Here is a 23,500-nt window from a genome sequence, read left to right as displayed (position 1 = left end):
ATAAAGGAGATAAACGATGGAGGATAATATCTTTGATAAGATCCAGGAAGTGGATTTGAAAAAAACGATGGAAGAATCCTATATCGATTATGCCATGAGTGTTATCGCATCGAGGGCGCTCCCCGATGTAAGAGATGGTCTAAAACCGGTACAGAGAAGAATTCTTTATTCTATGATTGAGTTAAATAATGGTCCTGACAAACCGCATCGTAAGTGTGCGCGTATTGTCGGCGATACCATGGGTAAATATCACCCCCACGGAGACAGTTCCATTTACGGAGCTTTGGTCAATATGGCGCAGGAGTGGTCTACCCGTTATGTACTGGTAGACGGTCATGGAAACTTTGGTTCGGTAGATGGGGACGGCGCGGCTGCCATGCGTTATACAGAGGCGCGTTTAAGCAAGATTTCCATGGAAATGACGGCGGATATCAATAAAAATACGGTCGATTTTAACCCGAACTTTGATGAGACGGAGAAAGAACCGGCCGTACTTCCGGCAAGGTTTCCTAATCTTCTGGTAAATGGAGCTTCCGGTATTGCGGTGGGTATGGCTACCAATATTCCGCCTCATAATCTGCGGGAAGTCATTGGCGCGGTGGTGAAGATCATCGATGATCAGATCGCAGATAAAGAGGAGACAACCATTGAGGAAATCATGCAGATTGTAAAAGGTCCGGATTTCCCCACAGGTGCAACGATTCTGGGAACGAGGGGAATCGAGGAAGCGTACCGGACAGGCCGCGGTAAGATTCGTGTGCGGGCCGTGACAAATATCGAGCCTATGGCAAACGGCAAGAACCGGATCGTAGTGACGGAGCTTCCGTATCTGGTAAATAAAGCGCGTTTGATCGAGAAGATCGCAGAGCTGGTAAGAGATAAAAAAATCGACGGAATCACGGATCTGAGCGATCAGTCCAGCCGTGAGGGTATGCGTGTCTGCATTGAACTCAGGCGTGATGTAAATCCAAATGTTGTTTTGAATCAGTTATATAAACATACACAGCTTCAGGATACCTTTGGCGTGATCATGCTGGCTCTGGTAAATAATGAGCCAAAAGTCATGAACATTATGGAGATTCTGAATCATTATCTGGCTCATCAGGAAGACGTCGTGACCAGACGTACAAAGTATGAGCTGAATAAGGCGGAGGAACGCGCCCATATTTTGGAAGGGTTATTGATCGCGCTGGATCACATTGACGAAGTAATTCGCATTATCCGCGGTTCCAAGACGGTTCAGATCGCCAAAGAAGAGTTGATGAAGCGGTTCGAGCTTTCAGAAGTACAGGCTCAGGCAATCGTCGATATGCGTCTGAGAGCACTCACCGGTCTGGAAAGGGAGAAGCTGGAAGCAGAATATGCCGAGCTTATGAAACGAATCGACGAGTTAAAAGCAATTCTTGCTGACAGAAAACTGCTTCTCGGCGTGATCAAGGAAGAAATCCTGATCATCGCAGAGAAATATGGCGACGAGAGAAGAACTGCCATCGGATTCGACGAGTTTGATATCACCATGGAAGATCTGATTCCAAAGGAAGACGTTGTGATCACCATGACGAAGCTGGGTTATATTAAACGTATGAGCAACGATACCTTTAAGAGCCAGAATCGTGGCGGCAAAGGAATCAAAGGAATGCAGACTCTGGAAGAGGATTATGTAGAAGAGTTATTCATGACGAATACGCACCAGTATATCATGTTCTTCACCAGTACCGGACGTGTATACCGCCTGAAGGCTTATGAGATTCCGGAAGCGGGAAGAACGTCAAGAGGAACGGCGATCATCAACCTGTTGCAGCTTATGCCGGATGAGAAGATTACGGCGATGATTCCGATCAAGGAATATAAAGACGGAGAATACCTGTTTATGGCCACCAGAAAGGGTCTGGTGAAGAAGACTCCGATCTGTGAATATGCAAATGTGAGAAAGACCGGACTTGCGGCAATCACTCTTCGCGAAGATGATGAATTGATCGAAGTAAAATTCACGGATAATGACAGAGATATTATCCTTGTCACCAAATATGGACAATGTATCCGGTTCCATGAAAGCGACGTCCGCGCTACGGGAAGAACTTCTATGGGAGTCCGCGGAATGAATTTGAGTGACCGCGATGAAGTGGTAGCGATGCAGCTCGATGTGCAGGGAGAAGACTTACTTATCGTATCAGAAAAGGGTATGGGTAAACGTACCGGTATGGAAGAGTTTACAGCACAAAATCGTGGCGGAAAAGGCGTAAAATGCTACAAGATCACGGAAAAGACAGGTAATGTCGTCGGCGCGAAAGCGGTCAATGTAGAAGATGAGATCATGATCATCAACACGGACGGTATCGTGATCCGTATGGAATGTAAGGGAATTTCCCTGCTGGGAAGAATTACTTCCGGTGTGAAGCTGATTAATTTGAAGGAGAAAGAGGAAGTGGCAAGTATCGCAAAGGTACGCCATGCTTCGAAAGAACTGGAAGGAGAAGCTGAGGTTTCTGAGACGGAGAATGCAGTAGAAGATGAAACGGAAATCAGCGTGGAAGAAACGGAAGAAAAAGAGTAGATTTAAAGAATAGGTTAAAAAATGGTTCATCAATCGTATTTTTTGATGGACCATTTTTTTAACAGAAATGAGATAATTTGAAAGGTAGATGCGCCACTATGAAAAAGAAGTTAGCCATAGTAGTTATAATAATTATTTTGTTAATTTTATTATTTCCAATAAGACACCAACTAAAAGATGGAGGTACTGTGGAATATAAATCACTGTCATATAAAATTTCAAAGGTTCATTCACTTATTACAGAAGAAGAAATGGAGAAGGAGGGAAAGGTAAAACCATACGATGATGGATTTATTATAGAGATATTAGGCTTTGAAATTTTTAATAATGTTGAATAAATGGGAAATCTTAATAAAATGATAGAATATTTTCAAGACCAAAATAAGGTCCGGTAGACCTTATTTCAGGTATGCTTGGAATTGAAAAAGCGGCAGAGTTTTTATACTTTGCCGCCCATTTTCTCAAAGGTCTGTGTCATTATAAAGTTTAAAATTTATAAATATGATATATTCCATCTTTATAATATGCCGGCTGACATTCATGATTTCTGACAGCTTTAATAAGCTCGTCCATCGTTCGTATTTCATTTGGAAAATAGGTAGCATATACGCCTACCTTATCCGGTACATGGCAGTCGCTCGCGCCGGTAGCGGCAAGTCCCAGTTTTTTTGCATATTCCTCTGCCTTTGCAGTTGCATCAGGGAGCGTACTTCCATTAAGCACTTCGATTCCATCTAATCCCTGCACGATATCCAGATGTTCCTCCAGGCCGCGTCTGTTATTACGGAACGGGTGAGCACTGATCGTGATACCACCCTGCGCACGAACCTGATCAATGAAATCCTGAGCACCAATGCGTTCTCTTGGATAGTCATCGATTCCGAATGCCAGAATATCTCCTTGAAGAGAGTAGAATTCAATACCGGTAAAAATAGGAAATCCGGTCTTTTTACTATATTCAGCGGCGTAATCACGAAGTCCCATGCTGTCATGATCGGTGATACAGATTCCGCCAAGTCCCTTCTTTTTAGCTATTTCCACCATTTCTTCCAGCTTTAAAAAACTATCCGTTGAATAGGTTAATTCGTGCATATGCATATCAACAAACAAAGCAGGTACCTCCTGTAGTTACATTATAAGTCCATTCTATAATCGGTGAAATACAGTGTCAAATAGATAAAGTAAATAAGTTAATGAGATTTATATATAGCTTCTATAAATAAAAAAATAAAAATCCCAAGGCCATGCATTTTATATTTTTATAAAAACATGGCTTTGGGAAAATTTAAGTTGTCAAGCATATCTTAGTGAACGTTCATCTCGGTCTTAACTTTTTACATAATTATTACTATTTTTATAACGTTTACTCTTTCGATTTTGCAAAATGTAGTAGCCAACTATTTATTCAGTTCTTTTAATTTATCATAGGCAATATTCTTTGCGCGTATTCTGGAATAATTGGCTTTGCGGAAAGCCAGATCCTTATTATTATCGTAAATCGTTCTGTAATAATCATAAATATTGCTGTTAATTTGTTCAGCAACAATAGTCTCTCCAAGCGTAGATGAGTCATTTTGCCTGTCAATCATATCTGAATAAATAAGTGAACCTTCGCTTTGAAAACCAAATCCCTCTCCCGAGAGTTGTTCAGCTTTAATCTCACTGATTGCAGGAACCGCATCTAAGGAAAGACCATAGAGCAAATAATCCAGGTCAGAGACGTTCATATGCTGGATATGGCTGACATTATACTTAGCAATCCAGTAGTCCGGCTGAGCGAAGGAAAACAGCAGATACCCACATGTAATGACGCCTATTATATAATGTGTCAGCGGAAATTTTTTTACATAGATACTGATGATCACTCCGAGCATCAGAATTGCCAGAATAACCAGGGAGTAAAATACGCATACCCGAAGGAAAGTCAGATGATAGGCTTTCACGTACAGATACATTCTCCAGTCCGCTGAACAGATCATGATATAGGTGCAGCATGATATAACGGTCAAAAGGATTTTCAGTCCTTTATTTTCACTAAACAGATACATACAACCAAGCACTAAACACACATTGATAAATGCCACCAGCATCAGCTGCCAAAAGCCCGAGCGGGCATATTCGGAATAAGTGATTCCCGCGGGAAGCCCGGCGCCCATGAACAGATACGTGATCTGAATACCTGAATACAGAAGGTAAATTCCTGCGATGATACCGGAAAAAGTGATGCCTGTAATTGGGTGAAAATAAGGCATATTTCTATTTGGCTGCTCTGGATACTGAGCATGGCAGGAAGCGTAGAAAAGGGCGTAAATCAGCGTAAAACCAAAGATAAAGGTAATAGAAATCCCAATCACTGTATCGATATTTGAAAAGGATTCTATCAGGTTAAACGGAGAAAACATTTTAGCAAATACAGTTCTGAAAATCATATCCGAACTGAGAAGCAGCGGAAAAATGATAAATAACGCCGAAACTGCCGCAATTATTCCGAAAATTACCGGTTTTACTTTCTTATGATCCGCTTTCTTTTTGGATTTTAAAGAGGTAAATGCTTCGCTTACCGGCAGGAAGGTATAACCTATAGTAGAGAAAAACAACTTCGCAAGATAGATAAAATAGGAACCCAGGTTCCACTGCCTTTTTTCAAAAAACTGGCTGATCATCGCCAGAAGGAGAAGCATGATCACGAAGCACCAATTAAAAAATTGCAGTAATTTACTCGCAGTGATGCATGTAGATAAACCAAACAAAATAATTTCTATGAAGTATATTTTAGTTTCTTTATTTACTTTTAAGTTAATCTTTTCTGAAAATAAGTATAAAACTCCGACTGTTCCTGCTGCGTATAATAAGAAGGTTGTTCCAAATAAATTCTTGTACATGCAGAATGTAAAAAGAATACCGTATAGAATGCTGATACCTATAAAGTAAAAGGCTTCATTTCGGATTGTTAGTTCCCTGTCGTTAAACTTAGGTGTGGGAAGGGGAGTAGGAGCAGGTGGTAATGGAGTAGGGGATTGGATTGGGTTCGTATTCATTTCATACATCATATTTGGTCTCCTTTCGTTTGAATCAGGTTATATATTCTGCTTATTTTTTGTTAAGGGTGTCTTAGTGTAATATATCAATAATATTTGACATAATAATGTTTCTAATTTTCCCTATCCGGAATATATTCAAGAATATCTCCCGGCTGGCAGTCCAGGGCTTTGCAGATTGCTTCCAGCGTTGTAAATCGAATGGCTTTCGCTTTATTATTTTTTAATATGGACAGGTTGGCCATCGTAATATCTACTTCTTTGGAAAGCTCCGTGAGCCCGATCTTTCTCTTTGCCATCATAACGTCTAAGTTTATCATAATTGCCATCAGACTCACCTCCTAAATTGTAAGATCATTTTCATTTTTGTAATCAATGGCCTGTTTAAATACACAGGAAAGGACCAGGCTGAAAAGTGCAGCTATGAAAAATACAAGTACGATGATCAAGGTCGCAGGTGTAGGAAAAAATGCGACTTTAATGGCAAAAAATATAGAGATAGCAATACTATATCTTGCCATTTTTTTCAAACTGAGCACATTCTCCATGACAAAACAATTCTGTTCCAATACAGTCCTCATCATTTTTCTCAATTCATTCAAGATAAATATTCCAAGCAGACCGGATAATACGAATACGATCAGCATCAGCCAGTAATGCTTCATGATCTCCCTTGAGTAGTACAGCCCCCCAAACTTGAGCCAGAGCGGCACGGTAATCACAACAATGATTCCGGCAAAAAACATAAAATCAAGAATCCATTTTGTAAATTTTGCAATTTTTTCATATTCCATGGTAGTGTCCTCCGAGTTTTTATTCATTATTGATTTTGTTCTATTATACTTGAATGGTTTTCGAATTGCAATATAAATTTATTGTTTTTCGATATATTTTTATTGAAAAAAGAAGACGGATAAGAAACGATTAGATTCTTATCCGTCTATTCTTCTTGCCAATCATGCCTAAGTGAATGTCCGGTGGACGTTCATCTTGGTACTTTATATAACAGTTATTTTCTTTAGGAATATCTATTTTTCGGCAGTCCCATCTTTTTCGATTTTATTAATATTTACATATGAAACATCTTCAAAAGGAATAGTAATCCGCTTGCCAGTTGCAGAAGACAGATAGATTCCCTTAATAATCTCCAATGTCTTACGTCCTTCTAACCCATCAACCGCCACAGGTTTATCCAATAACACGGAATCATAAAAATCACGGAGCTGGATATAATGGCTGCTTCCCCAATAGACAGGACCGACACTTGCCGGTATGTAGGCGTCATAAATTTCCTCATAGGTATCACCGATTTCATAGAAGCCGGTATCCTGCTTTAGGCCACAACGGCCCTTTTCACCGACAAGCTCAATCAGAATCGAGGAATCCAGTCCGTAAGTGTTGCATGCGTACAAGTTGTACAGGCATCCATTTTCAAACATCATAATTGCATGTGCAGTGTTTTCAACTTTTACAAAATCATGTACATAATTGTGAATACCTCCGTCTATCCACACCACATCGCTTCCCACCAGGTAGCGTACTCTGTCGACGCTGTGGGTAGCCTGGTCAATCAAAACGCCTCCGCCTTCCTTATCCCAGGTTCCCTTCCAGTCGCTGTCTTCATAATAACTGGCCGGGCGGTTCCAGGTGAGATAAGAGCGGGCAGACAGAATCCTTCCAAAATCTCCGCGTTCGATCATAGCTTTCAAAGTTTCTACACTTTTTGTATATCTGGTCTGGAAGATCACACCTAATTTCATTCCGGTTTCCCGCTGCACCTTAAGCATCTCGTCAGCTTCCTGCAAAGTGATGGAAATCGGTTTTTCCGTCATAACGTGAATTCCGGCTTTCATGGCCTTTATAGCCATCTTAGGGTGAAGATAATGAGGAAGACAGAGGTGAACAATGTCGATCTTGTTATCCAGTATCTCGTCAAAATCGGCCGTATATTTACACCCGGGAAATTTGTCTGCAAACGATTTCGCTTTTTCGATATTACGGCCACATCCTACAAGGGCAACTCTCAATTTTTTCATAATTCTCCAATCTGCGAATTTATCCAATAAAGAAGCTATCGAATAAATTCTGCGTAAAATCATAGTGTATATCAAAGAAATATTTCATTGCGCCAATATAATAGGCTGCAGAATCTAACATACTATATCTGATCGGATCCATTGAATCTATAATTTGTCGGAATCCGGTAGTATTCAGATTCTTTTTAACCTCTTCGAGAAACAATGGTCCCAGATTCTTGCTTTTTCCGCCGATAATTACAATCTTTGGACGCACAAGGCAGATAAGATTGCGAAGGGCATTTGAAAAATCTCCGGCTATATCATGAATTACCGTCTGCGCACAAATATCGCCATATAGAGAGGCAGAACCTAAATCACTGTACGTAACGACCTGATTCTGCGCCAGTCCGGAATGCTGGTCAAGCTTCAGGACCCGTTTCCTAAGAGAATTCTCACCGATCATTAATTCCAGGCATCCCCGGTTTCCACAGGAGCAAGGTTGGATATTGAGGAACGTTTTGCAGAGCTGAAATCGATGGGATTGGAAAGTTGTCAGCTGGTCTGCTGGAACAGGAAAATTTTAAATGATGATGCTGCTGCAAAAGCAGTAAATGCCGCAATCGAAAAGTATGACGTAGGAATTAGCGCCTTCTGGTGTGGCTGGGAGGGACGAAAGGTATGGGATTTTTACGAGGGACAGCTTACCTTGGGCCTGATTCCTGCCGATTATCGTGCCGAGCGTGTAAAAATGTTGATGGAAGGATCTGATTTTGCAAAGAAAATTCATGTCTCCAGCTTGCAACGCATGTAGGGTATATGCCCGAAAATCCTTACGATCCCAAATATCAGGAAGTACTTACGGCATGCAAGAGTATTGTAGAAAAATGTAAAGAAAATGGGCAGATTTTCCTGTTTGAGACGGGGCAGGAAACGCCGGTGACTTTGAAACGTGCGATTCAGGATATTGAAAAGGAGCTTGGAGAAGGGCATGTTGGAATTAACCTTGATCCGGCGAATCTGATCATGTACGGTAAGGCAAATCCTATCGATGCGCTGGACGTATTTGGCGAATATGTGCGCGGCATTCACGGTAAGGACGGGCTGTATCCTACGGATGGGCACTATCTTGGAAAAGAAGTACTTCTCGGACAGGGAAAGGTAAATTATCCGGATTTTATCAAGAAATTAAGAGAAATCGGATATGACGGCGATATCACGATCGAACGGGAAATTTCTGGCGAAGAACAGAAAAGGGATATCGTAAAGGCAAAGGAAATACTAGATAAGCTTATTGAAATGTAAGCGGAAAGAAGGAAAAAAATGAGAAAGATTTCGACACACCAAAAGCGTTTTTTGAGTATGATCATGACGCTTTTCATGCTGGTGGCGACGGTGTTCGGAGGCAGTGTACCTGTCGTTCACGCAGAAGATGCGTCAGATGAGTCATGCGTTGATTACACGTTTGATGCAAGTAGAAAAACCTGGGGGTTGGATTTTGGAAATGAACTAGATGCGTGGGGCCGTTGGCAGAGTTTTACCATGCCGGAGGAAGGCACGCTAAAATCAGCAGATGTATGGCTGATCAAGAGAGCAGATGAAAGTGGCGGGACAAGCGATATAAAGGCCAGTTTATATGCGATGGAAGGCGGCGTTCCCAGCACTCAGATCGGCGGGGAGGTAATCGTAAAGGGTTCAGACGTTACGGATAAAGGAATTACTACGATAAATTTCAGTGATGTGGGAAAACTGGAGGAAGGAAAGCAGTATGCGCTGTTTCTTACTATGGATACTTTGACTACCAGTTTTGAAAAGACAAATGGGAAGTATGACTGGGTGAGTAATAAAACGACCGTGGTGGCAAGCGGTGATGTGGCCGGAAAACATAACGGCAGAGGATTTGCTGCAGAAACTACAGTAGGAACCATGTATCTTAAGGTCACCTACGAAAAAATAAAGGCAGGGGCAATTGATTATTCTCATGACGCGAGCGGCAAAAGATCAGGATTTGATTTTGGAAGCTCTTTGGATGCCTATAGTCGTTGGCAGAGCTTTACCATGCCGGAAGACGGAAATCTGAATTCTGTTGAAGTATGGCTGATCAAGAGAACAGATGAAGGTGGAAATACGGCCGATCTGGTGGCATCAGTCTATTCTATGTCCGGTGGCGTACCGGATAAGCAGATTGGTTCCGTGACGGTAGCAGGGGCGGATGTGGTGGATAAAGGCGTCACCACGATTGATCTGTCTTCTGTGAAAGGCTTGAAAAAGGATACGCAGTATGCGGTTGTACTTACTACGGATCCCTTGGCAGATAATTTGACAAAGACAAATGGAAGATACGACTGGGTAAGCAGCAAAAATATTGAGGCGGCCAGGACAGAAGCAGCCGGTCAGATTGGAGTAAGGGGTACCTGCGATGAGACGGCCGTAGTAGGCACAATGTATCTGAAGGTCAATTATACACCGGGAAGCAGCTCGGAGGGGCCGGTAGGTCCGGATCTTCCACCGGTGCCTGGAGGGGCAGTTCCCTATGATATTACCCTTGAAGTAAGCAATCAGGATACTCTGGAAATCGGCGGAACAACTAAGATCACGGCAACGGTTCTGGATCAAAATGGCGCTAAGATCACGGATTCTAAGATAGAATTTTCTGCGGATTCCGATGCTGTAACTCTAAATGCAAAAGATGGCGAAGCTGTCGTTACAGGCGCAAAAGAAGGAGTTGCCAAAATTTCCGTGCAGAGCGGAAGTGCTGTCGCAAGTGTAGATGTTTACGTTTACGATCAGAGCAAGGATTATACCATACCAACGGCTGGCATGGTCATAAAGAAAGATACGGCGTTAAAACCGGGTATCTATAATTTTGGAGGGGCACAGACAGGAATTACGATCGGTGCGGACAATGTAAAAGTAAAAGCAGATTATGTAAAGATCGTAAATGCAGAGGAAGAAAAATTCGTATCTGATACGACAACAGGAGCTTATGCATATCAGCTTAATGCCGTGTCCGGAAAAACTTCTACAACATGGCGCGCTCTCTGGTGCTTTCCGGTGCATCTTCCATTAAGCTTAGTTTTGACTCAAAAGCAAAACATTTTTGCGGTATCCTTAAGGTTCAGGTTTCAGAAGATGGCGTGCGTACATTCAGCGATCTGTGCGAAGCAAAACCTTTCTATTATTGGGATATGTCCTATGACGATGAAGCTGCTGTTTCGGATTCCATGAGAAATAAACCGTTTGACAGAACGGCATGTACAATTGATACAGGTGCTTTCAAAGGAACGGGTATCGTGATGGAGAAAGTGAAAGGTTCTTCCATAAGCGGCATTACGGTAAGCGGCTTCTATTGGGCGGCAAAACTTGTTAATTGTTCAGGAGTTACAGTAGCAGATTGTGATTTTTCTGATAACTATACGAATCCGGAAGGCGGATGGGGCGACCAGGAAGGCGGAGCTCTTCTGATGGAAGGAGTAAGTAAGAGTACAATTAGCGGAAATAATGCAAATAACAATGCAAATGCCCTGATCATGCGGAAAAGCAATAACAATACGATCAAGGATAACAGCTTTGCGATTGCTTCGGACGTTTGTCTGGAAATGGATAATTCAAGCTACAATACCGTAGAGGATAACGATTTTAGCTGGGGTATCCGAATCGATGTATATGATGAAGTTCATGCGCGGGATTCAACAAGTTCCCTGTTTGAATCAGGTTCAAATTATAACTCTATTTACAATAATGATTTCACACATGGCGGCGGTATCTTAATGCACTGAATACTCAGGCGAGATGGGAATCTGCAGAGCAAGATGAAGATATCTGGTATGGCGTAGATTTCGGAACAGAGCGTTATGTGGACCGTATCGACTATTATCTCTATTATGAGCCGGTAGGAAATCCGAGCCTTGACACACTGGTATTGCAAATTCAGTAGTCGCCCAGTACGAAGTGGATGGCAAGTGGGAGGACGTGCCGGAAGCCACGATGGGAACGATTACGTCAAATCGTAATACGGTCACATTTGACAGGATTAAGACAAATAAGATCCGTGTAAAATTTGATACAACGGATCATAGTCCGGTTGCACTTTACGGATTCCATGCATTTAACACAGAGAATTATATGACGGAATTGGATTACGAGGAAAATTCTGTTCCGGTGATAACATCTACGGTTGTAAGCGACGTTACATTAGATGCCGTGGAGATTTGGGGAACTGTAAATGACAAGAGTCTCTGGGAGAGCGACATTCATGATCTGGAGCTTTACATTTATGAGACAGATGCGAGTGGAAAAGGACCGGAAGGAGCTTATCTTGCTAAAGGCGTGATTAAGAAAGACGCAGTTAATTCGGCTGAACTGCAAAAGCTGTTCAAAGTAGAAATGCGGGACAAGGACGGAAATCAGGCGTCGTTAAAGGCAGGTAAAAAATATGCACTGTTGCTTGCGACACAGAGAGATTACAATAATAACGGCCAGGCACACTGGAGATTTGTAACGAGTAAAAATGTGGAAGCAGCGTCAAATGAAACATTTGGTAAAGTAACAGGACATGATAATAATTATGACGTGATTAACGGCTTCAATGTTGAGGCACTCGGAACCGGATGGCTTAAGATCTATGCAGAAGGTTCTGATACCCCGGTTGTGGATTACAGTTTTGAGACGAACGGAAAGACGGGATACGGCGTTGGAGCTTATACAGAGGATAGCCGTTATCAGACATTTACCATTCCGGAAGCGTCTATAGACAGCATTAATAATGGGTTGGTAAATGATGATTGGAACTGGAGTTACGATGGAGAGAAGGGTTCTGTCTTTGTTGAATTAGATGAATTGAAAGAAATTGGCCTCATCAATATTGCATTTGAGGAAAATGGAGTTCCTGCAAAACTTGTAATTAAAAATGGCGATGAAGAAGTTATGACTCTGGCGTCAGATAAGTTAAAAGCCGGATTTAATGAGATTATTTTTGAAGAAATCATAAAGGCTAAGAATCTGACTTTCGAATTTACTTCAGGTGAAAATGCCGTGCTGGTATCTGAAATTGAATTGATGAAGGATAACGGGAAGAGTAGTCAGCCGGATGACCCGGACAATCCGGATAAGCCAGACAACCCGGATAAGCCGGACAACCCGGATAAGCCGGACAACCCGAGCAATCCGAATAAACCAGGGGACAATAAACCAAGTGACAGCAAACCGGGCAATCAGAGTAGTTCATCGACTACTTCAAAGTCAGATCAGAAAGTTAATACGGGTGATTTTGGAAGTTATAGATGGATTATTGTCATGATGTCAGCAGTATGTGTTATTGCGGCAATCTGCTTTGTTAAGAAAAGAAAGTGCAGATAGTTAAAATGTAAAAGTAATATATAGAAATAGGAAGGAAGATTCTGATAAATTATCAGAGTCTTCCTTTTTTGGATAAATTGCATAAAATGAACAAAAAGTATTTGTCTAAATTGTTGAAAAAAAAGATGTGTTGTATTATGCGCAACAGCGGTTGCAATTATAATTGTGTAATTTGTTTTCCTCAATATATAATTAAATTGAAAAAAGGAGATGTATTTCCCGGGAAAAAATACGTCAGGGAGGTGTGAATAAAAAAAATAATGGACGAAAAAATTGAACAAAGAAGAAAGCGTGCCAGAGGGATTAAAACTTATGGTACAATCCGAAAAGCTGTGGAAATAGGCGGCTTGGAACAATTTCAGGATATTAGCCTTAGTGAGGCGGTTATTCTTGGATTGGCAAATCAGGATGTAAGAACATTTATAGGTATTTTTGGACATGGAACGACGGATGTTGGAGAAGTGCTTCGTATATATGAAGAAGAAAATGTGGTAAAAACGATCAATGTTCGAAATGAGGTAGAGGCTTCTCATGTGGCATCTATGCTGAGATGGAAATACGGAAAAGCCGCTGCAGTGTTTACATCTATAGGGCCAGGAGCTATGCAGGCGGCGGCAGGATCACTGGTTCCATTGTCTAATGGCCTTGGTATTTATTATTTGATGGGTGATGAAACCAGTCAAAGTGAAGGGCCAAACATGCAGCAGATTCCAAGAAGGGAGCAGGAGCTGTTTTTAAAGGTTTTGTCAACTTTTGGCCCGGCATATTCGCTGCATACTGCGGAAGCTGTGTTTACCGCACTGAAGAGAGGCGATGTTGCAGTGAATGGAAAGGCTAAACGATCCCCGTTCTATATGCTGCTTCCGATGAATATCCAGCCCAAAATCATAAAAGGCTGCAATTTGTTGGAATTTCCGGAAAAGTCTGAGGAATCAAAGGTTGTAAGCGTTGATATGGATATTTATCAAGCTGCTGTAAATGCTATTTGTAATGCCTCCAGAATTACGGTAAAAGCAGGAGGTGGAGCTTCCAATGTTCCTGAGGAAGTTTGGGAGGAGTTTTTAGAGCTTACGGATGCCGTTTATGTGCAGGGACTCCAGGTTCCGGGACTGTATCCGGCTTCTAAAAAGCGTCATATGAGTGTTGGTGGTTCTAAAGGCTCCATTTGCGGAAACTTTGCCATGAACGAGTGTGATTTGTTTATCGCTGTTGGGGCCAGAGGTGTCTGTCAGTGGGACAGCTCAGGAACAGCGCTTAGAAAATCTAAGAAGATTATCAATATTAACTGCGATTATGATGATCTGGGGCAGTATAGTAATTCGATTCGGATACAAGGAGATGCAAAAGAAGTCCTTTTGCGGCTGATTGAACTTTTGAAGGCAGCAGAAAATAGAGCGTCCGATTCAAAGTGGCTGAAAGAATGTATGAAGAAACGCGTAGAGTGGGAGGCATACAAACAATTAAGATATGACAACCCTGTTCTATATGACGAGAAGTATGGGAAACTGATTCTCACAGAACCTGCTGCGATTAAGACAGTAGTGGATTTTGCCGATTCTCATGAATGTGTGAAGATATTTGATGCAGGAGACGTTCAGGCAAATGGATTTCAGATTGTAACTGATGAGAAACCCAAGCAGACAATCACAGACACGGGGTCTTCCTATATGGGATTTGCAGTATCCTCGACGCTTGCATTTGCACTTGCAGGAGGAAGGGATTATCCGATAGCTTTCAGCGGTGACGGAAGTTTTATGATGAATCCGCAGGTTTTGATAGATGGAGCTCAGTATGGACTTAAGGGTATGATCGTCGTTTTTGACAACCGGCGTATGGGAGCTATCACAAGCCTTCAGTACAATCAGTATGACGTAGAATTCAGGACAGACGATCAGGTCGTAGTAGATTATGTGAAGATGGCAGAGTCTATTAAAGGAGTAAAAGGCTTTTATGGCGGGGAATCTGTGGAGGAATTGAAAAAAGCTCTGGAACAGGCATACGAGTATGATGGACTGTCCTTGGTACATGTTCCTGTATATTTCGGCAGGGATGAGATGGGAGGTCTTGGAACCTTTGGAGATTGGAATGTGGGAAATTGGTGTGAGAGAGTTCAAAATCTCAAGCATACGATAGGTTTCTAATTGATGTAAAACTGAAAATAGAAAATGAAAAAAATAGGAGAGAAAAGATGGAAAAAGTACGTATTGGACTAATTGGGTTAGGTATGATTGCAAAGCATCATATCAGAGCTTATATGGATCACGCTGAAGAAATCAATGGTGTTCTGGTAGCATTATGCGATACAGAAGAAGAACTTTTACAGAAATGGGGTAAGGTTACAGGCATATCAAAATTATATACGGATTATCATGATATGCTTGGTGATGATGAAGTAGATGCTGTGTTTGTGCTTACTCCTCATCATCTTCATCGGCAAATGACAATTGATGCGGCAAATGCAGGAAAACATATTGGCGTTGAAAAATGTTTTGCTACAAAATTGTCTGATGCAGATGAGATGATTGCAGCAGCTAAAGCGAAAGATGTAAAACTGATGCTTCTTGAAAACTGTGTGTTTGATCCGTCTGTTATGAAGGCGAAAGAATTGATTGAAAATGGTGAAATTGGTAATTTGACGATGGTCCGGGTAACTCTCGGACAAGGAACTGGTCCAATGTTTCCGGACGATCCGGAGAAATTCTCAGATGCTTTCCACGGATACTATGGCTTGGCTAACAAACTGACAGCTACCGGTGATTGGAGATTTGATTCTTGCAAAATGGGTGGAGGAAGATTCTACGATTGTGGGCATCACAGATTTGCTGTTGCCAGGTATTTGGGAGGAGAAATCGAGGAAATTTCCTGCATAATCAAATATGCAAATGATGGAGTCACAGACAGAGAGTATTGTTCGGTCACAGCTTTTAAATATGCTGATTCGTATGCAGTCGGCAGCTTCGACGAGCATTTCGGAGCTCCGTTAAGCATTTCAAAAACAGGTGGTTCACCGTTCGACGATCGTGTAGAAATTATCGGAGACAAAGGTGTAATCTGGCTTAATGGAGTTGAGGGAAGACTCCAAATGAAAGCACCATTGATTCATTATAAAGATGGAACATCTATCTCTTATGAGAATCTTGAATGCGGATATACTGCTGCATTTAAGTTCGAGAATAAGGAATTTTCAGATGCTGTGCTTGAAGATAGAGAACCAAGTTGCAGTGGAGAGGACGGCAAAAAGCTCCTTCAAGTTATCAAGGCCGCTTATCAATCTGCTGCAGAAAACCGTGTAGTTAAAGTTAGTGAAGCTACCGACAAATATTAATTATAATTATCGGAAAATGATGATTCAATGTTTTGAAAGAAAGAGAGGAAAAAATTATGATTATTGATGCTCATATTCACCCGTTTAAACAGATTCCGGCCGATTGGGTAAATGGCGCAAAAGGAGCAAAGAAAGAATGGTATCAGAATGTTGACCTGTCAATGGAGGGGATGATCCACGCACTTGATGAAGGCGGTGTGGATAAAGGCATATTACTTGGGCTTAAGACTGCTAAATTTACTATTTCTAATGAAGAGATTGCAGATTTTTGTAAAAAATCCAATGGACGTTTTATTGGATTTGCTGCTGTAGATCCTACCGAGGGTGAAAAGGCGATAGAAGAGATGGAATATGCTATTAAAGTGCTCGGTCTTAAGGGAATTGGAGAGATTACTCCTCCTACACAATTCTTTTATCCGAATGATGAAAGCCTTTATCCATTCTATGAATGTGCGGAAAAGTTGGGTGTTCCGGTAGTAATTCATACTGGCGGCGAGAATGGCGGTCTGATTAAATATTCCAATCCGATCTATCTTGATGAAGTAGCAAGCCGTTTTAAAAACCTGACGATTATCGCTGAGCATATGGGTAGTTTTCCTTTTGGAATGTGGTTTAAGGAAGCCATGAACGTTGCATGGAAAAATCCGAATGTCTATGTGGGTATTGCGGCATTAAAGGAAATAGAACTGGTAGATATGGATCTTTTGACAAAGGCAGTGAAATATATTGGTGCTGATAAGATTCTATTTGGTACTGATTATCCTACAGAGCCACTCTGTAATATTAAATATCATGTTGACCTTGTGATGAACAACTCAAAAATATCTGATTCTGATAAAGAGAAAATTATGGGCGAAAATATGTGGAACTTGATTAAATAAGTTATTGAGGGCAGAAAACTGCGAAAATAACAAAATTGTCTGAGGCGTAGTTTACATGGTAATCTACACCTGAGGATAAAAGTATTTTATCAAAATTATATAGGGTTGGAAAAATCACTGGAATGAAAAATTGAATTTTGTTTATGGTTAATCACACTGTATGGAGGTGAATTATTTGAGCATTTTGAATAAGAAAAGGAAAATCGAAAAAAATATTCCTGACAAACAAAGAAAACACAGAAAAATCACTAAACTGGAGGCAATTATTCTGCTGTTGCTGAGTGTTATTATTCTGGTTGTTAATAATTTAATCTGGGGGCTGGGTACCGGAATGGGGCTTGCTATTGCTGCTGCATTGTTGATTCTCTACGGTATATTTGTATTGGGTTATTCCTGGGATGATTTTTGGAATTCTGCTTTAAAACAGGGAAATTCCGTTTTCCCAATCTATTATATTATTTTATTGTGCGGCGTGGTTCAGGCGACTTGGATGATGTCCGGTACAGTACCGTTTTTTATGTACTACGGCCTGAAATTTCTGACTCCGGCAACTTATCTTCCGATTACTTTTGTTGCATGTTTTTTAACTGCTGTTATGACTGGTAATGGTTGGGGAACAATGGCTACAATGGGTCTAGCGCTGGTTAATGTAGGTAATGCGCTGGGAGTTCCGGTTATTTATTCTGCTGCTGCAATTATTTGTGCATGTATGAGTTCTGACCGGTGGTCTCCTCTGGTGGATACCTTCAATCTTATTTGTGCAACTACGCGCACACAGCCAGTCAAGGTATGGGTCAATATGATCCCTACTTCTGTAATTTCCTTTGTTGTCTCTACGATTCTTTTTGCGATTGTCGGTATGGGTATTGAAGTCAACGTTGAAGCAGATATCAGCGATGTTTCTACAATTTTGTCTTCATTGAGTTCTAATTTTAACCTTAGTTTTATAGTATTGTTACCTCTGCTAATTTTTATCGTGTTGCTGTATTTTAAAATTGATCCGGTACCGACTTATGTGATTAGTTCCATGTTGGCCTTGGTTCTCGGTGTAAGTATTCAGGGTGAAGATCTGCTTACTTCATTAGGCGCATGCTGGAATGGCTATATAGCTCACACTGGCAATGAATTTATTGACCAGATGCTGTCACAGGGTGGATTTACCGTTAATGGTGGATTGGTAATTATGTTGTTCATGGCATTTCTTTTTGCAGGAGCCATTTCCCGAATGAATATGCTTGAGGTGATTTTGGGAGGCATCACGGAAAATATTCACAAGCCTGTTGCACTTGTTACTATTTGTACTATTTCCGGTGTATTTGCAGGTTGCCTTAGCGCTTCCTCTTATGTATCAGTTCTTCTGACTACCGAAATCTATAGGAATATGTTCAAGAAAAATAATCTTTCCAGGGTAGTTTTTGCACGTACTGTTGCTGAAGGAAGTTCGTTGTCAACCATTTGGGTTCCCTGGGGGGCTACTGGCGCATATGCAACTTCTTTATTAATGAATGGTCAATGGACTTGGGGATGGATTCCGTTTGCTTTTTGTGCCTATATTCCTCCGATTGTCAATATTATCTTGACAGCATTGAACATAAATGTCCCAAGAGGTTGGGAAGAGGTCGAAGGGGAAGTTGAAGAAGAAGGAGACGAAGTTGAAGTTCTGATGGTTGCTAAACCCAGTTAGCAGGCCTATCTTTCCTTGAGGATCCCTGCAATATGAAACAGATAACTGCCAATTTGTTGGGGCAGGGATCCTCATATCGATATTTAAAATGAACAAAGTGAGGTAAATGATATGGGAAAAAAAGTTGTTCTTATATGTGGCAGTCCAAATTCTGAAGGCTGCACAAGACGGGCATTACGAGAGGTAGAAACAACTCTCAGGGAGAATGGTGTAGAGACGGAGACCTTTCTGCTAGGTACAGAACCGATGCAGGGTTGTACTGGCTGTGGCGCTTGTGAGGAAGGCATGTGTGTATACCGGGATAAAGTTTATCTGAATCTGTTGAATCTGTTAAAGGATGCTGATGGAGTGGTAGTCGGATCTCCAGTATATTATGGGGGACCTAACGGAAGCCTCTGTGCTCTGCTTGACCGGGTATTCTTTTCCGCTGGTGAGATGCTTGCAGGAAAACCTGCCTGTGCAGTCGTCAGTTGCCGGCGGGGTGGAGCCAGTGCAACGTTTGATCGGCTTAACAAATACTTTACGATTAATCAGATGCCGGTAGTTCCATCTGTATACTGGAACAGCGTTCATGGGTTAAATCCTGAAGATGTGGAGCAGGATCAGGAGGGGTTACAGGTGATGCGGACCTTGGGACGGAATATGGCGGTTATGTTAAAGCAGCCCGTCTTGTCCGGCTGCCCCGAAGAGCGCGTTTATACGAATTTTGCCCGCTAAACCGTAGCAAGTCCATTTCTTTCGGCATCATGTATGAATAATAGAGTAATAAGAATTCAGAAGGAGAAGAGAATATGAAGATAGCAGTTATCAATGAAGTAAGTGCTTCACCTAAGAATGAGGATATTGTAAATGCACTGCATCAGTCTACAGACGCGGAGGTAATCAATATTGGAATGCAGAGTCCGCAGCAGGCGCCGTCTTTGACCTACATTCATACCAGTTACATAGCGGCAATCCTCCTAAATACCGGATGCTGTGATTTTGTGATTAGCGGCTGCGGAACCGGGCAGGGATTCCTAAACGCTGTTCTGCAATTTCCAGGAGTGACATGTGGATTAATTGTCGACCCGTTGGACGCCTGGCTTTTTTCACAGATTAACGGAGGAAACTGTATCTCATTGCCCTTGAATAAAGGGTATGGATGGGCTGGAAATGTCAATTTAAGATACATTTTTGAAAAATTGTTCGCAGATCCTGCAGAAGGAGGGTATCCGAAGGAAAGAGCAGAAAGTCAGCAGCAAAGTCGCCGTATATTGTCTGATATTTCGAGAATTTCTCACAAAGATTTTATGGATATCCTAAAAGATTCAGATCCGGAAATTTTGAAAACAATTGCAGATTGCGAACAATTTATGAAGGTCCTAAAAGATGGATCACAAAAGGCAAAGAAGGTATTTGAATTGTTGAATAATACGAAATAGGAGAGGTGCTATATGGTACAGTCATTGGCAAGAGGTATTGAAATACTGTTGTTACTTCAGAAAAGAGAAAGTGCGACGATCGTTGAAATTGCTGAAGTTCTTGATGTTGATAAAAGCACGGTTTCCCGGCTTATGTCAACATTGATGCAGTATGATATGGTCAGCATTAATCCGTCAAATAAAAAGTATCGTTTGGGTTTTCGGCTGATGTACCTTGGCGAGGGAGTCAAGAAAGATTTTAATATTGTCAATGTGGCGCGGCCTTATATACATATGATCTGTGATGAGGTAAAGGAAAGCGTTCATCTGGCAACTTTGGGAAATCGTAAGATGTATATTGCGGATCAGATTCTGAGCCACAAGCCGTACAATATTTCGGCTCAAATCGGAATGATTGAGCCGTGGCATTGTTCCTCTGTGGGAAAATGCCTGTTGGCTTTTAAATCACAATCCTATATTGAAGAAATCTTTCATGACTACGAATTCAAAAAATACACACCTAACACAATTACGACTTATGAGGAGTTAAAGGAAGAACTGGAAAAGATACGGGAACAGCGTTATGCACTGGATAACGAAGAGTTTTCGCAGGGAGTGTGCTGCGTGGCAGTCCCTATTTTCCATTACGGCAGGAATGTCAATAGTTGTCTGGGAATTTCTGTACCGAAAGAGCAGATGACAAAAGAAAATATAAAAAAGTATGTACATTGTATGAAAAAGTACAGCCGCCTGATCAGCGAAGAGTTGGGCTGTGAAAGTCACTTAAGCTAACAGGCAAAGGAAATAGAATTAGGAGAATAATAGCGATATGAATATATTTATAAACAAATTCAGTTTGGAAGGAAAAAAAGCTATTGTAACCGGCGGCGCAAGGGGGCTCTGCAATGGAATGGCCCAGGCACTACATGATGCAGGTGCCGAGGTAGTACTTTTGGATATTATGGACATGGTAGAGGAATCCGCAGCCAAAATGGGTGCAGTTGGAGCCAAAGTCCATGCGGTAAAGGGTGACTTGTCCAAGCCGGAAACACTGAAAAATGTGTATGAAGAATGTCTGGAAAAGCTGGGGGGACGAGTAGATATTTTCCTGAATGGCGCGGGAATTCAGTATCGTTGTCCGGCAGTTGATTTTCCGGCAGATAAATGGCAGAAAATACTGGATATTAATCTGAGCGCAGTATTCTACATGTCGCAGCTTGCAGGACGTACTATGCTGAAACAGAATTATGGAAGAATCATCAATGTTGCTTCTATGACGGTATATTTTGCGAGCGTGTTGATTCCTGCCTATAGTGCCAGCAAAGCCGGCGTAGCACAGATAACAAAAGCTTTGTCTAATGAGTGGGCCTCAAGCGGAGTGACTGTCAATGCGATTGCACCGGGATATATGGCGACAGAGTTGACGGCAAATATGAAGGAAGTGAATCCAAAACAGTATGAGGAGATTACTTCCAGAATCCCGATGGGGCGTTGGGGAAATATGGAGGATCTTCAGGGAACAGTCGTTTTTCTGGCTTCCGATGCGGCCGCCTATATTTCCGGAGCAGTTATTCCTGTAGACGGAGGATTTATGGGGAAATAGAAGGGAGTGTGTAATCATGGTAGATGGAAATGCCTTATGGAGTCCTGAGATTACAAAAGCTATGGAAAAACGGCAGGTATTTGATGGAAAAGAGATTGATACATTTACAGATATGCCGGAAAATCTTTATGAAGCTCTGAAGAAAACATCTTCTTTGTATCCGAAGAAAATTGCTCTGGTGGATGACAGAGAGAACGTCTGTACATACTGGCAGCTGCTTACATACAGCCAGGAGCTGGCGGCATATTTGTATAAGGAACGGAAGATACGAAAACAAAGTCATGTAGGAATCCTCCTATACAACAGCGTGGAGTTCTGTGTCGCATTTCTGTCTTTGATCAGGCTTGGAGCGGTGGCTGTGCCGCTTCCGAGTAAGTTTAAACGAGACGAGGTACTTTCCCTTGCAAAACTTGCTGAAGTGGGATTTGTGGTCTGTGATGAAGCCTATGCAAACTGGTTTGAGGGAATGTATCCCAAGGAACAGGTTTTGGTTATCTCCGGATCCGGCATTTGCTGCGGATATGAGAAGGTTTACAAAAACTGGGCAAGCCGTGCAAAGGATGTGGCGGAAGTAAACAAATTCTCATCAGGAGGTTCTGATGACATATCCCTCATTATGTTTACCTCCGGAACTACGTCAAAAAGTAAGGCTTTGCAGATTAGAAATTACAATATCATGCATGCAGTAGAAGCATATCGGCGTATTCTTCACATCACAGAGAAGGATATATCAGTGATTGCAACTCCAATCTATCATATTACAGGACTTGTTGCCCTGTTAGGACTATTTGTTTATACCGGGGGCACTCTGCATTTACATAAATTTTTTGATGCTAAACGAGTCATAGCCGATGCGAGAACATATGGGTTTACATTTATTCATGCCTCGCCGACTGTATTTTATCTGCTTTTGCAGGCCGGGGAGCATACTCCTGCAATTCCGGGTCTGGTTTCTTTCGCTTGTGGAAGTGGAAATATGCCAAAAGACAAGATGATGAGTCTGCACAGATGGCTTCCGAATTCACAGTTTCATACGGTATACGGACTGACAGAGACGAGTTCACCTGCTGCGATTTTCCCGGATGACGCAGCAGTAAGCGGACGTATTGGGTCCTCCGGCCTCCCGATTCCGGGGATACGATTTAAGATTGTAGATGAAGATAATAAGGAACTTCCCTGTGGCCAGGTAGGGGAAATCGCGGTAAGTGGTAGTGTCGTACTGGATAGTTATTATAAGCAGGAGACGGACAATCTGACAGACGGCTGGCTTTATACAGGGGATCTGGGTTATTTCGACGAAGAGAATTATCTTTATGTAGTAGATCGAAAAAAAGATATGATTAACCGAGGTGGTGAAAAAATCTGGTGTTATGACGTAGAGAATGCGATTGCCGGAATGGAAGAGATTTTGGATTCCGCAGTTGTTGGTATACCGGACGAGATGTACGGGGAGGTTGCCGCAGCTATCGTACGGCTCAAAAAGGGAAGCGGCTTAACAGTAGAAAAAATACAGCAGTATCTGTATGGCAGAATGGCGAAATATAAGGTACCGGTGAAAATCAGGATGGTGGAAACGGTGCCAAAAACGCCAAATGGAAAAACAGATAAAATCAGGATCAGGAAAATGCTAATGGAGGATTGA

General features: G+C 41.8%; 22 protein-coding genes. 16 read left to right on the top strand and 6 right to left on the bottom strand.

What is annotated here, in order from left to right; translation table 11 throughout:
* Window positions 1-16: 16 nt before the first annotated feature.
* Window positions 17-2,554, top strand: a complete 2,538-nt coding sequence (gene gyrA / locus ABXS75_01600; GenBank protein XCP85524.1) for a DNA gyrase subunit A — start codon at window positions 17-19, stop codon at window positions 2,552-2,554.
* Window positions 2,555-2,652: 98 nt separating this feature from the next.
* Window positions 2,653-2,892 carry a hypothetical protein gene (locus ABXS75_01595; protein XCP85523.1) on the top strand — a complete coding sequence of 80 codons (240 nt, stop codon included), beginning with the start codon at window positions 2,653-2,655 and terminating at the stop codon, window positions 2,890-2,892.
* Between the two features lie 148 nt (window positions 2,893-3,040).
* Here the strand turns inward: ABXS75_01595 and ABXS75_01590 are convergent, their stop codons facing one another.
* The 6 genes from ABXS75_01590 to ABXS75_01565 form a co-directional block, all read right to left on the bottom strand.
* Window positions 3,041-3,664, bottom strand: coding sequence for a PHP domain-containing protein (locus tag ABXS75_01590; protein XCP85522.1), 624 nt, complete (start codon window positions 3,662-3,664; stop codon window positions 3,041-3,043).
* 287 nt (window positions 3,665-3,951) lie between these two features.
* A complete protein-coding gene (locus ABXS75_01585) occupies window positions 3,952-5,436 on the bottom strand; it encodes a DUF4173 domain-containing protein (protein ID XCP87067.1) in 1,485 nt (494 codons plus the stop codon).
* A 269-nt stretch (window positions 5,437-5,705) separates the two neighbouring features.
* Window positions 5,706-5,921: a helix-turn-helix transcriptional regulator gene (locus ABXS75_01580; protein XCP85521.1), complete on the bottom strand. Its 216-nt coding sequence runs from the start codon at window positions 5,919-5,921 to the stop codon at window positions 5,706-5,708.
* Window positions 5,922-5,933: 12 nt separating this feature from the next.
* Window positions 5,934-6,386, bottom strand: a complete 453-nt coding sequence (locus ABXS75_01575; protein XCP85520.1) for a DUF2975 domain-containing protein — start codon at window positions 6,384-6,386, stop codon at window positions 5,934-5,936.
* A 234-nt stretch (window positions 6,387-6,620) separates the two neighbouring features.
* Window positions 6,621-7,628, bottom strand: a complete 1,008-nt coding sequence (locus ABXS75_01570; protein XCP85519.1) for a Gfo/Idh/MocA family oxidoreductase — start codon at window positions 7,626-7,628, stop codon at window positions 6,621-6,623.
* A 19-nt stretch (window positions 7,629-7,647) separates the two neighbouring features.
* Window positions 7,648-8,073, bottom strand: a complete 426-nt coding sequence (locus ABXS75_01565; protein XCP85518.1) for a hypothetical protein — start codon at window positions 8,071-8,073, stop codon at window positions 7,648-7,650.
* 36 nt (window positions 8,074-8,109) lie between these two features.
* Between ABXS75_01565 and ABXS75_01560 the strand changes: the two genes are divergently transcribed.
* The 14 genes from ABXS75_01560 (at window position 8,110) to ABXS75_01495 (ending at window position 23,500) form a co-directional block, all read left to right on the top strand.
* Window positions 8,110-8,421 carry a hypothetical protein gene (locus tag ABXS75_01560; protein ID XCP85517.1) on the top strand — a complete coding sequence of 104 codons (312 nt, stop codon included), beginning with the start codon at window positions 8,110-8,112 and terminating at the stop codon, window positions 8,419-8,421.
* Window positions 8,422-8,426: 5 nt separating this feature from the next.
* Window positions 8,427-8,912, top strand: a complete 486-nt coding sequence (locus tag ABXS75_01555) for a TIM barrel protein (GenBank protein XCP85516.1) — start codon at window positions 8,427-8,429, stop codon at window positions 8,910-8,912.
* Between the two features lie 18 nt (window positions 8,913-8,930).
* Window positions 8,931-10,835, top strand: a complete 1,905-nt coding sequence (locus ABXS75_01550) for a choice-of-anchor R domain-containing protein (protein XCP85515.1) — start codon at window positions 8,931-8,933, stop codon at window positions 10,833-10,835.
* A complete protein-coding gene (locus tag ABXS75_01545; protein ID XCP85514.1) occupies window positions 10,745-11,386 on the top strand; it encodes a NosD domain-containing protein in 642 nt (213 codons plus the stop codon). Before ABXS75_01550 ends, ABXS75_01545 begins: the two co-directional genes overlap by 91 nt.
* Window positions 11,387-11,594: 208 nt before the next feature.
* The gene (locus ABXS75_01540; protein ID XCP85513.1) at window positions 11,595-12,965 is read left to right on the top strand and encodes a hypothetical protein; all 1,371 of its coding nucleotides are present in this window, start codon (window positions 11,595-11,597) and stop codon (window positions 12,963-12,965) included.
* Between the two features lie 260 nt (window positions 12,966-13,225).
* A complete protein-coding gene (locus ABXS75_01535; protein ID XCP85512.1) occupies window positions 13,226-15,106 on the top strand; it encodes a thiamine pyrophosphate-dependent enzyme in 1,881 nt (626 codons plus the stop codon).
* A gap of 47 nt (window positions 15,107-15,153) precedes the next feature.
* Entirely contained in the window at window positions 15,154-16,290 is a 1,137-nt protein-coding gene (locus ABXS75_01530; GenBank protein XCP85511.1) for a Gfo/Idh/MocA family oxidoreductase, read from the top strand.
* 56 nt (window positions 16,291-16,346) lie between these two features.
* Complete coding sequence (locus ABXS75_01525; GenBank protein XCP85510.1) at window positions 16,347-17,171, top strand: amidohydrolase family protein; 825 nt, start codon at window positions 16,347-16,349, stop codon at window positions 17,169-17,171.
* A gap of 175 nt (window positions 17,172-17,346) precedes the next feature.
* The gene (locus ABXS75_01520; GenBank protein XCP85509.1) at window positions 17,347-18,855 is read left to right on the top strand and encodes a Na+/H+ antiporter NhaC family protein; all 1,509 of its coding nucleotides are present in this window, start codon (window positions 17,347-17,349) and stop codon (window positions 18,853-18,855) included.
* 111 nt (window positions 18,856-18,966) lie between these two features.
* Window positions 18,967-19,572: a flavodoxin family protein gene (locus ABXS75_01515; GenBank protein XCP85508.1), complete on the top strand. Its 606-nt coding sequence runs from the start codon at window positions 18,967-18,969 to the stop codon at window positions 19,570-19,572.
* A 74-nt stretch (window positions 19,573-19,646) separates the two neighbouring features.
* Entirely contained in the window at window positions 19,647-20,276 is a 630-nt protein-coding gene (locus tag ABXS75_01510; GenBank protein XCP85507.1) for an RpiB/LacA/LacB family sugar-phosphate isomerase, read from the top strand.
* A gap of 12 nt (window positions 20,277-20,288) precedes the next feature.
* On the top strand, window positions 20,289-21,047 hold the full coding sequence (locus tag ABXS75_01505; protein ID XCP85506.1) for an IclR family transcriptional regulator: 759 nt from the start codon (window positions 20,289-20,291) through the stop codon (window positions 21,045-21,047).
* A 37-nt stretch (window positions 21,048-21,084) separates the two neighbouring features.
* The gene (locus ABXS75_01500) at window positions 21,085-21,858 is read left to right on the top strand and encodes an SDR family oxidoreductase (GenBank protein XCP85505.1); all 774 of its coding nucleotides are present in this window, start codon (window positions 21,085-21,087) and stop codon (window positions 21,856-21,858) included.
* Between the two features lie 16 nt (window positions 21,859-21,874).
* Window positions 21,875-23,500, top strand: a complete 1,626-nt coding sequence (locus ABXS75_01495; protein ID XCP85504.1) for a class I adenylate-forming enzyme family protein — start codon at window positions 21,875-21,877, stop codon at window positions 23,498-23,500.

The sequence above is a fragment of the Roseburia hominis genome (genome assembly GCA_040702975.1).
Classification (GTDB): Bacteria; Bacillota; Clostridia; order Lachnospirales; family Lachnospiraceae; genus Allocoprococcus; species Allocoprococcus hominis_A.
This window is presented reverse-complemented; position numbering and strand designations above follow the sequence as displayed.

What these genes read in the sequence shown, in the direction of transcription:
- gyrA (XCP85524.1), top strand. Translation starts at nt 17, where the DNA reads ATGGAGGATAATATCTTTGATAAGATCCAGGAAGTGGATTTGAAAAAA.
- ABXS75_01595 (XCP85523.1), top strand. Translation starts at nt 2,653, where the DNA reads ATGAAAAAGAAGTTAGCCATAGTAGTTATAATAATTATTTTGTTAATT.
- ABXS75_01585 (XCP87067.1), bottom strand. Translation starts at nt 5,436, where the DNA reads ATGTACAAGAATTTATTTGGAACAACCTTCTTATTATACGCAGCAGGA.
- ABXS75_01580 (XCP85521.1), bottom strand. Translation starts at nt 5,921, where the DNA reads ATGGCAATTATGATAAACTTAGACGTTATGATGGCAAAGAGAAAGATC.
- ABXS75_01575 (XCP85520.1), bottom strand. Translation starts at nt 6,386, where the DNA reads ATGGAATATGAAAAAATTGCAAAATTTACAAAATGGATTCTTGATTTT.
- ABXS75_01570 (XCP85519.1), bottom strand. Translation starts at nt 7,628, where the DNA reads ATGAAAAAATTGAGAGTTGCCCTTGTAGGATGTGGCCGTAATATCGAA.
- ABXS75_01565 (XCP85518.1), bottom strand. Translation starts at nt 8,073, where the DNA reads ATGATCGGTGAGAATTCTCTTAGGAAACGGGTCCTGAAGCTTGACCAG.
- ABXS75_01555 (XCP85516.1), top strand. Translation starts at nt 8,427, where the DNA reads ATGCCCGAAAATCCTTACGATCCCAAATATCAGGAAGTACTTACGGCA.
- ABXS75_01550 (XCP85515.1), top strand. Translation starts at nt 8,931, where the DNA reads ATGAGAAAGATTTCGACACACCAAAAGCGTTTTTTGAGTATGATCATG.
- ABXS75_01540 (XCP85513.1), top strand. Translation starts at nt 11,595, where the DNA reads ATGGGAACGATTACGTCAAATCGTAATACGGTCACATTTGACAGGATT.
- ABXS75_01535 (XCP85512.1), top strand. Translation starts at nt 13,226, where the DNA reads ATGGACGAAAAAATTGAACAAAGAAGAAAGCGTGCCAGAGGGATTAAA.
- ABXS75_01530 (XCP85511.1), top strand. Translation starts at nt 15,154, where the DNA reads ATGGAAAAAGTACGTATTGGACTAATTGGGTTAGGTATGATTGCAAAG.
- ABXS75_01525 (XCP85510.1), top strand. Translation starts at nt 16,347, where the DNA reads ATGATTATTGATGCTCATATTCACCCGTTTAAACAGATTCCGGCCGAT.
- ABXS75_01515 (XCP85508.1), top strand. Translation starts at nt 18,967, where the DNA reads ATGGGAAAAAAAGTTGTTCTTATATGTGGCAGTCCAAATTCTGAAGGC.
- ABXS75_01510 (XCP85507.1), top strand. Translation starts at nt 19,647, where the DNA reads ATGAAGATAGCAGTTATCAATGAAGTAAGTGCTTCACCTAAGAATGAG.
- ABXS75_01505 (XCP85506.1), top strand. Translation starts at nt 20,289, where the DNA reads ATGGTACAGTCATTGGCAAGAGGTATTGAAATACTGTTGTTACTTCAG.
- ABXS75_01500 (XCP85505.1), top strand. Translation starts at nt 21,085, where the DNA reads ATGAATATATTTATAAACAAATTCAGTTTGGAAGGAAAAAAAGCTATT.
- ABXS75_01495 (XCP85504.1), top strand. Translation starts at nt 21,875, where the DNA reads ATGGTAGATGGAAATGCCTTATGGAGTCCTGAGATTACAAAAGCTATG.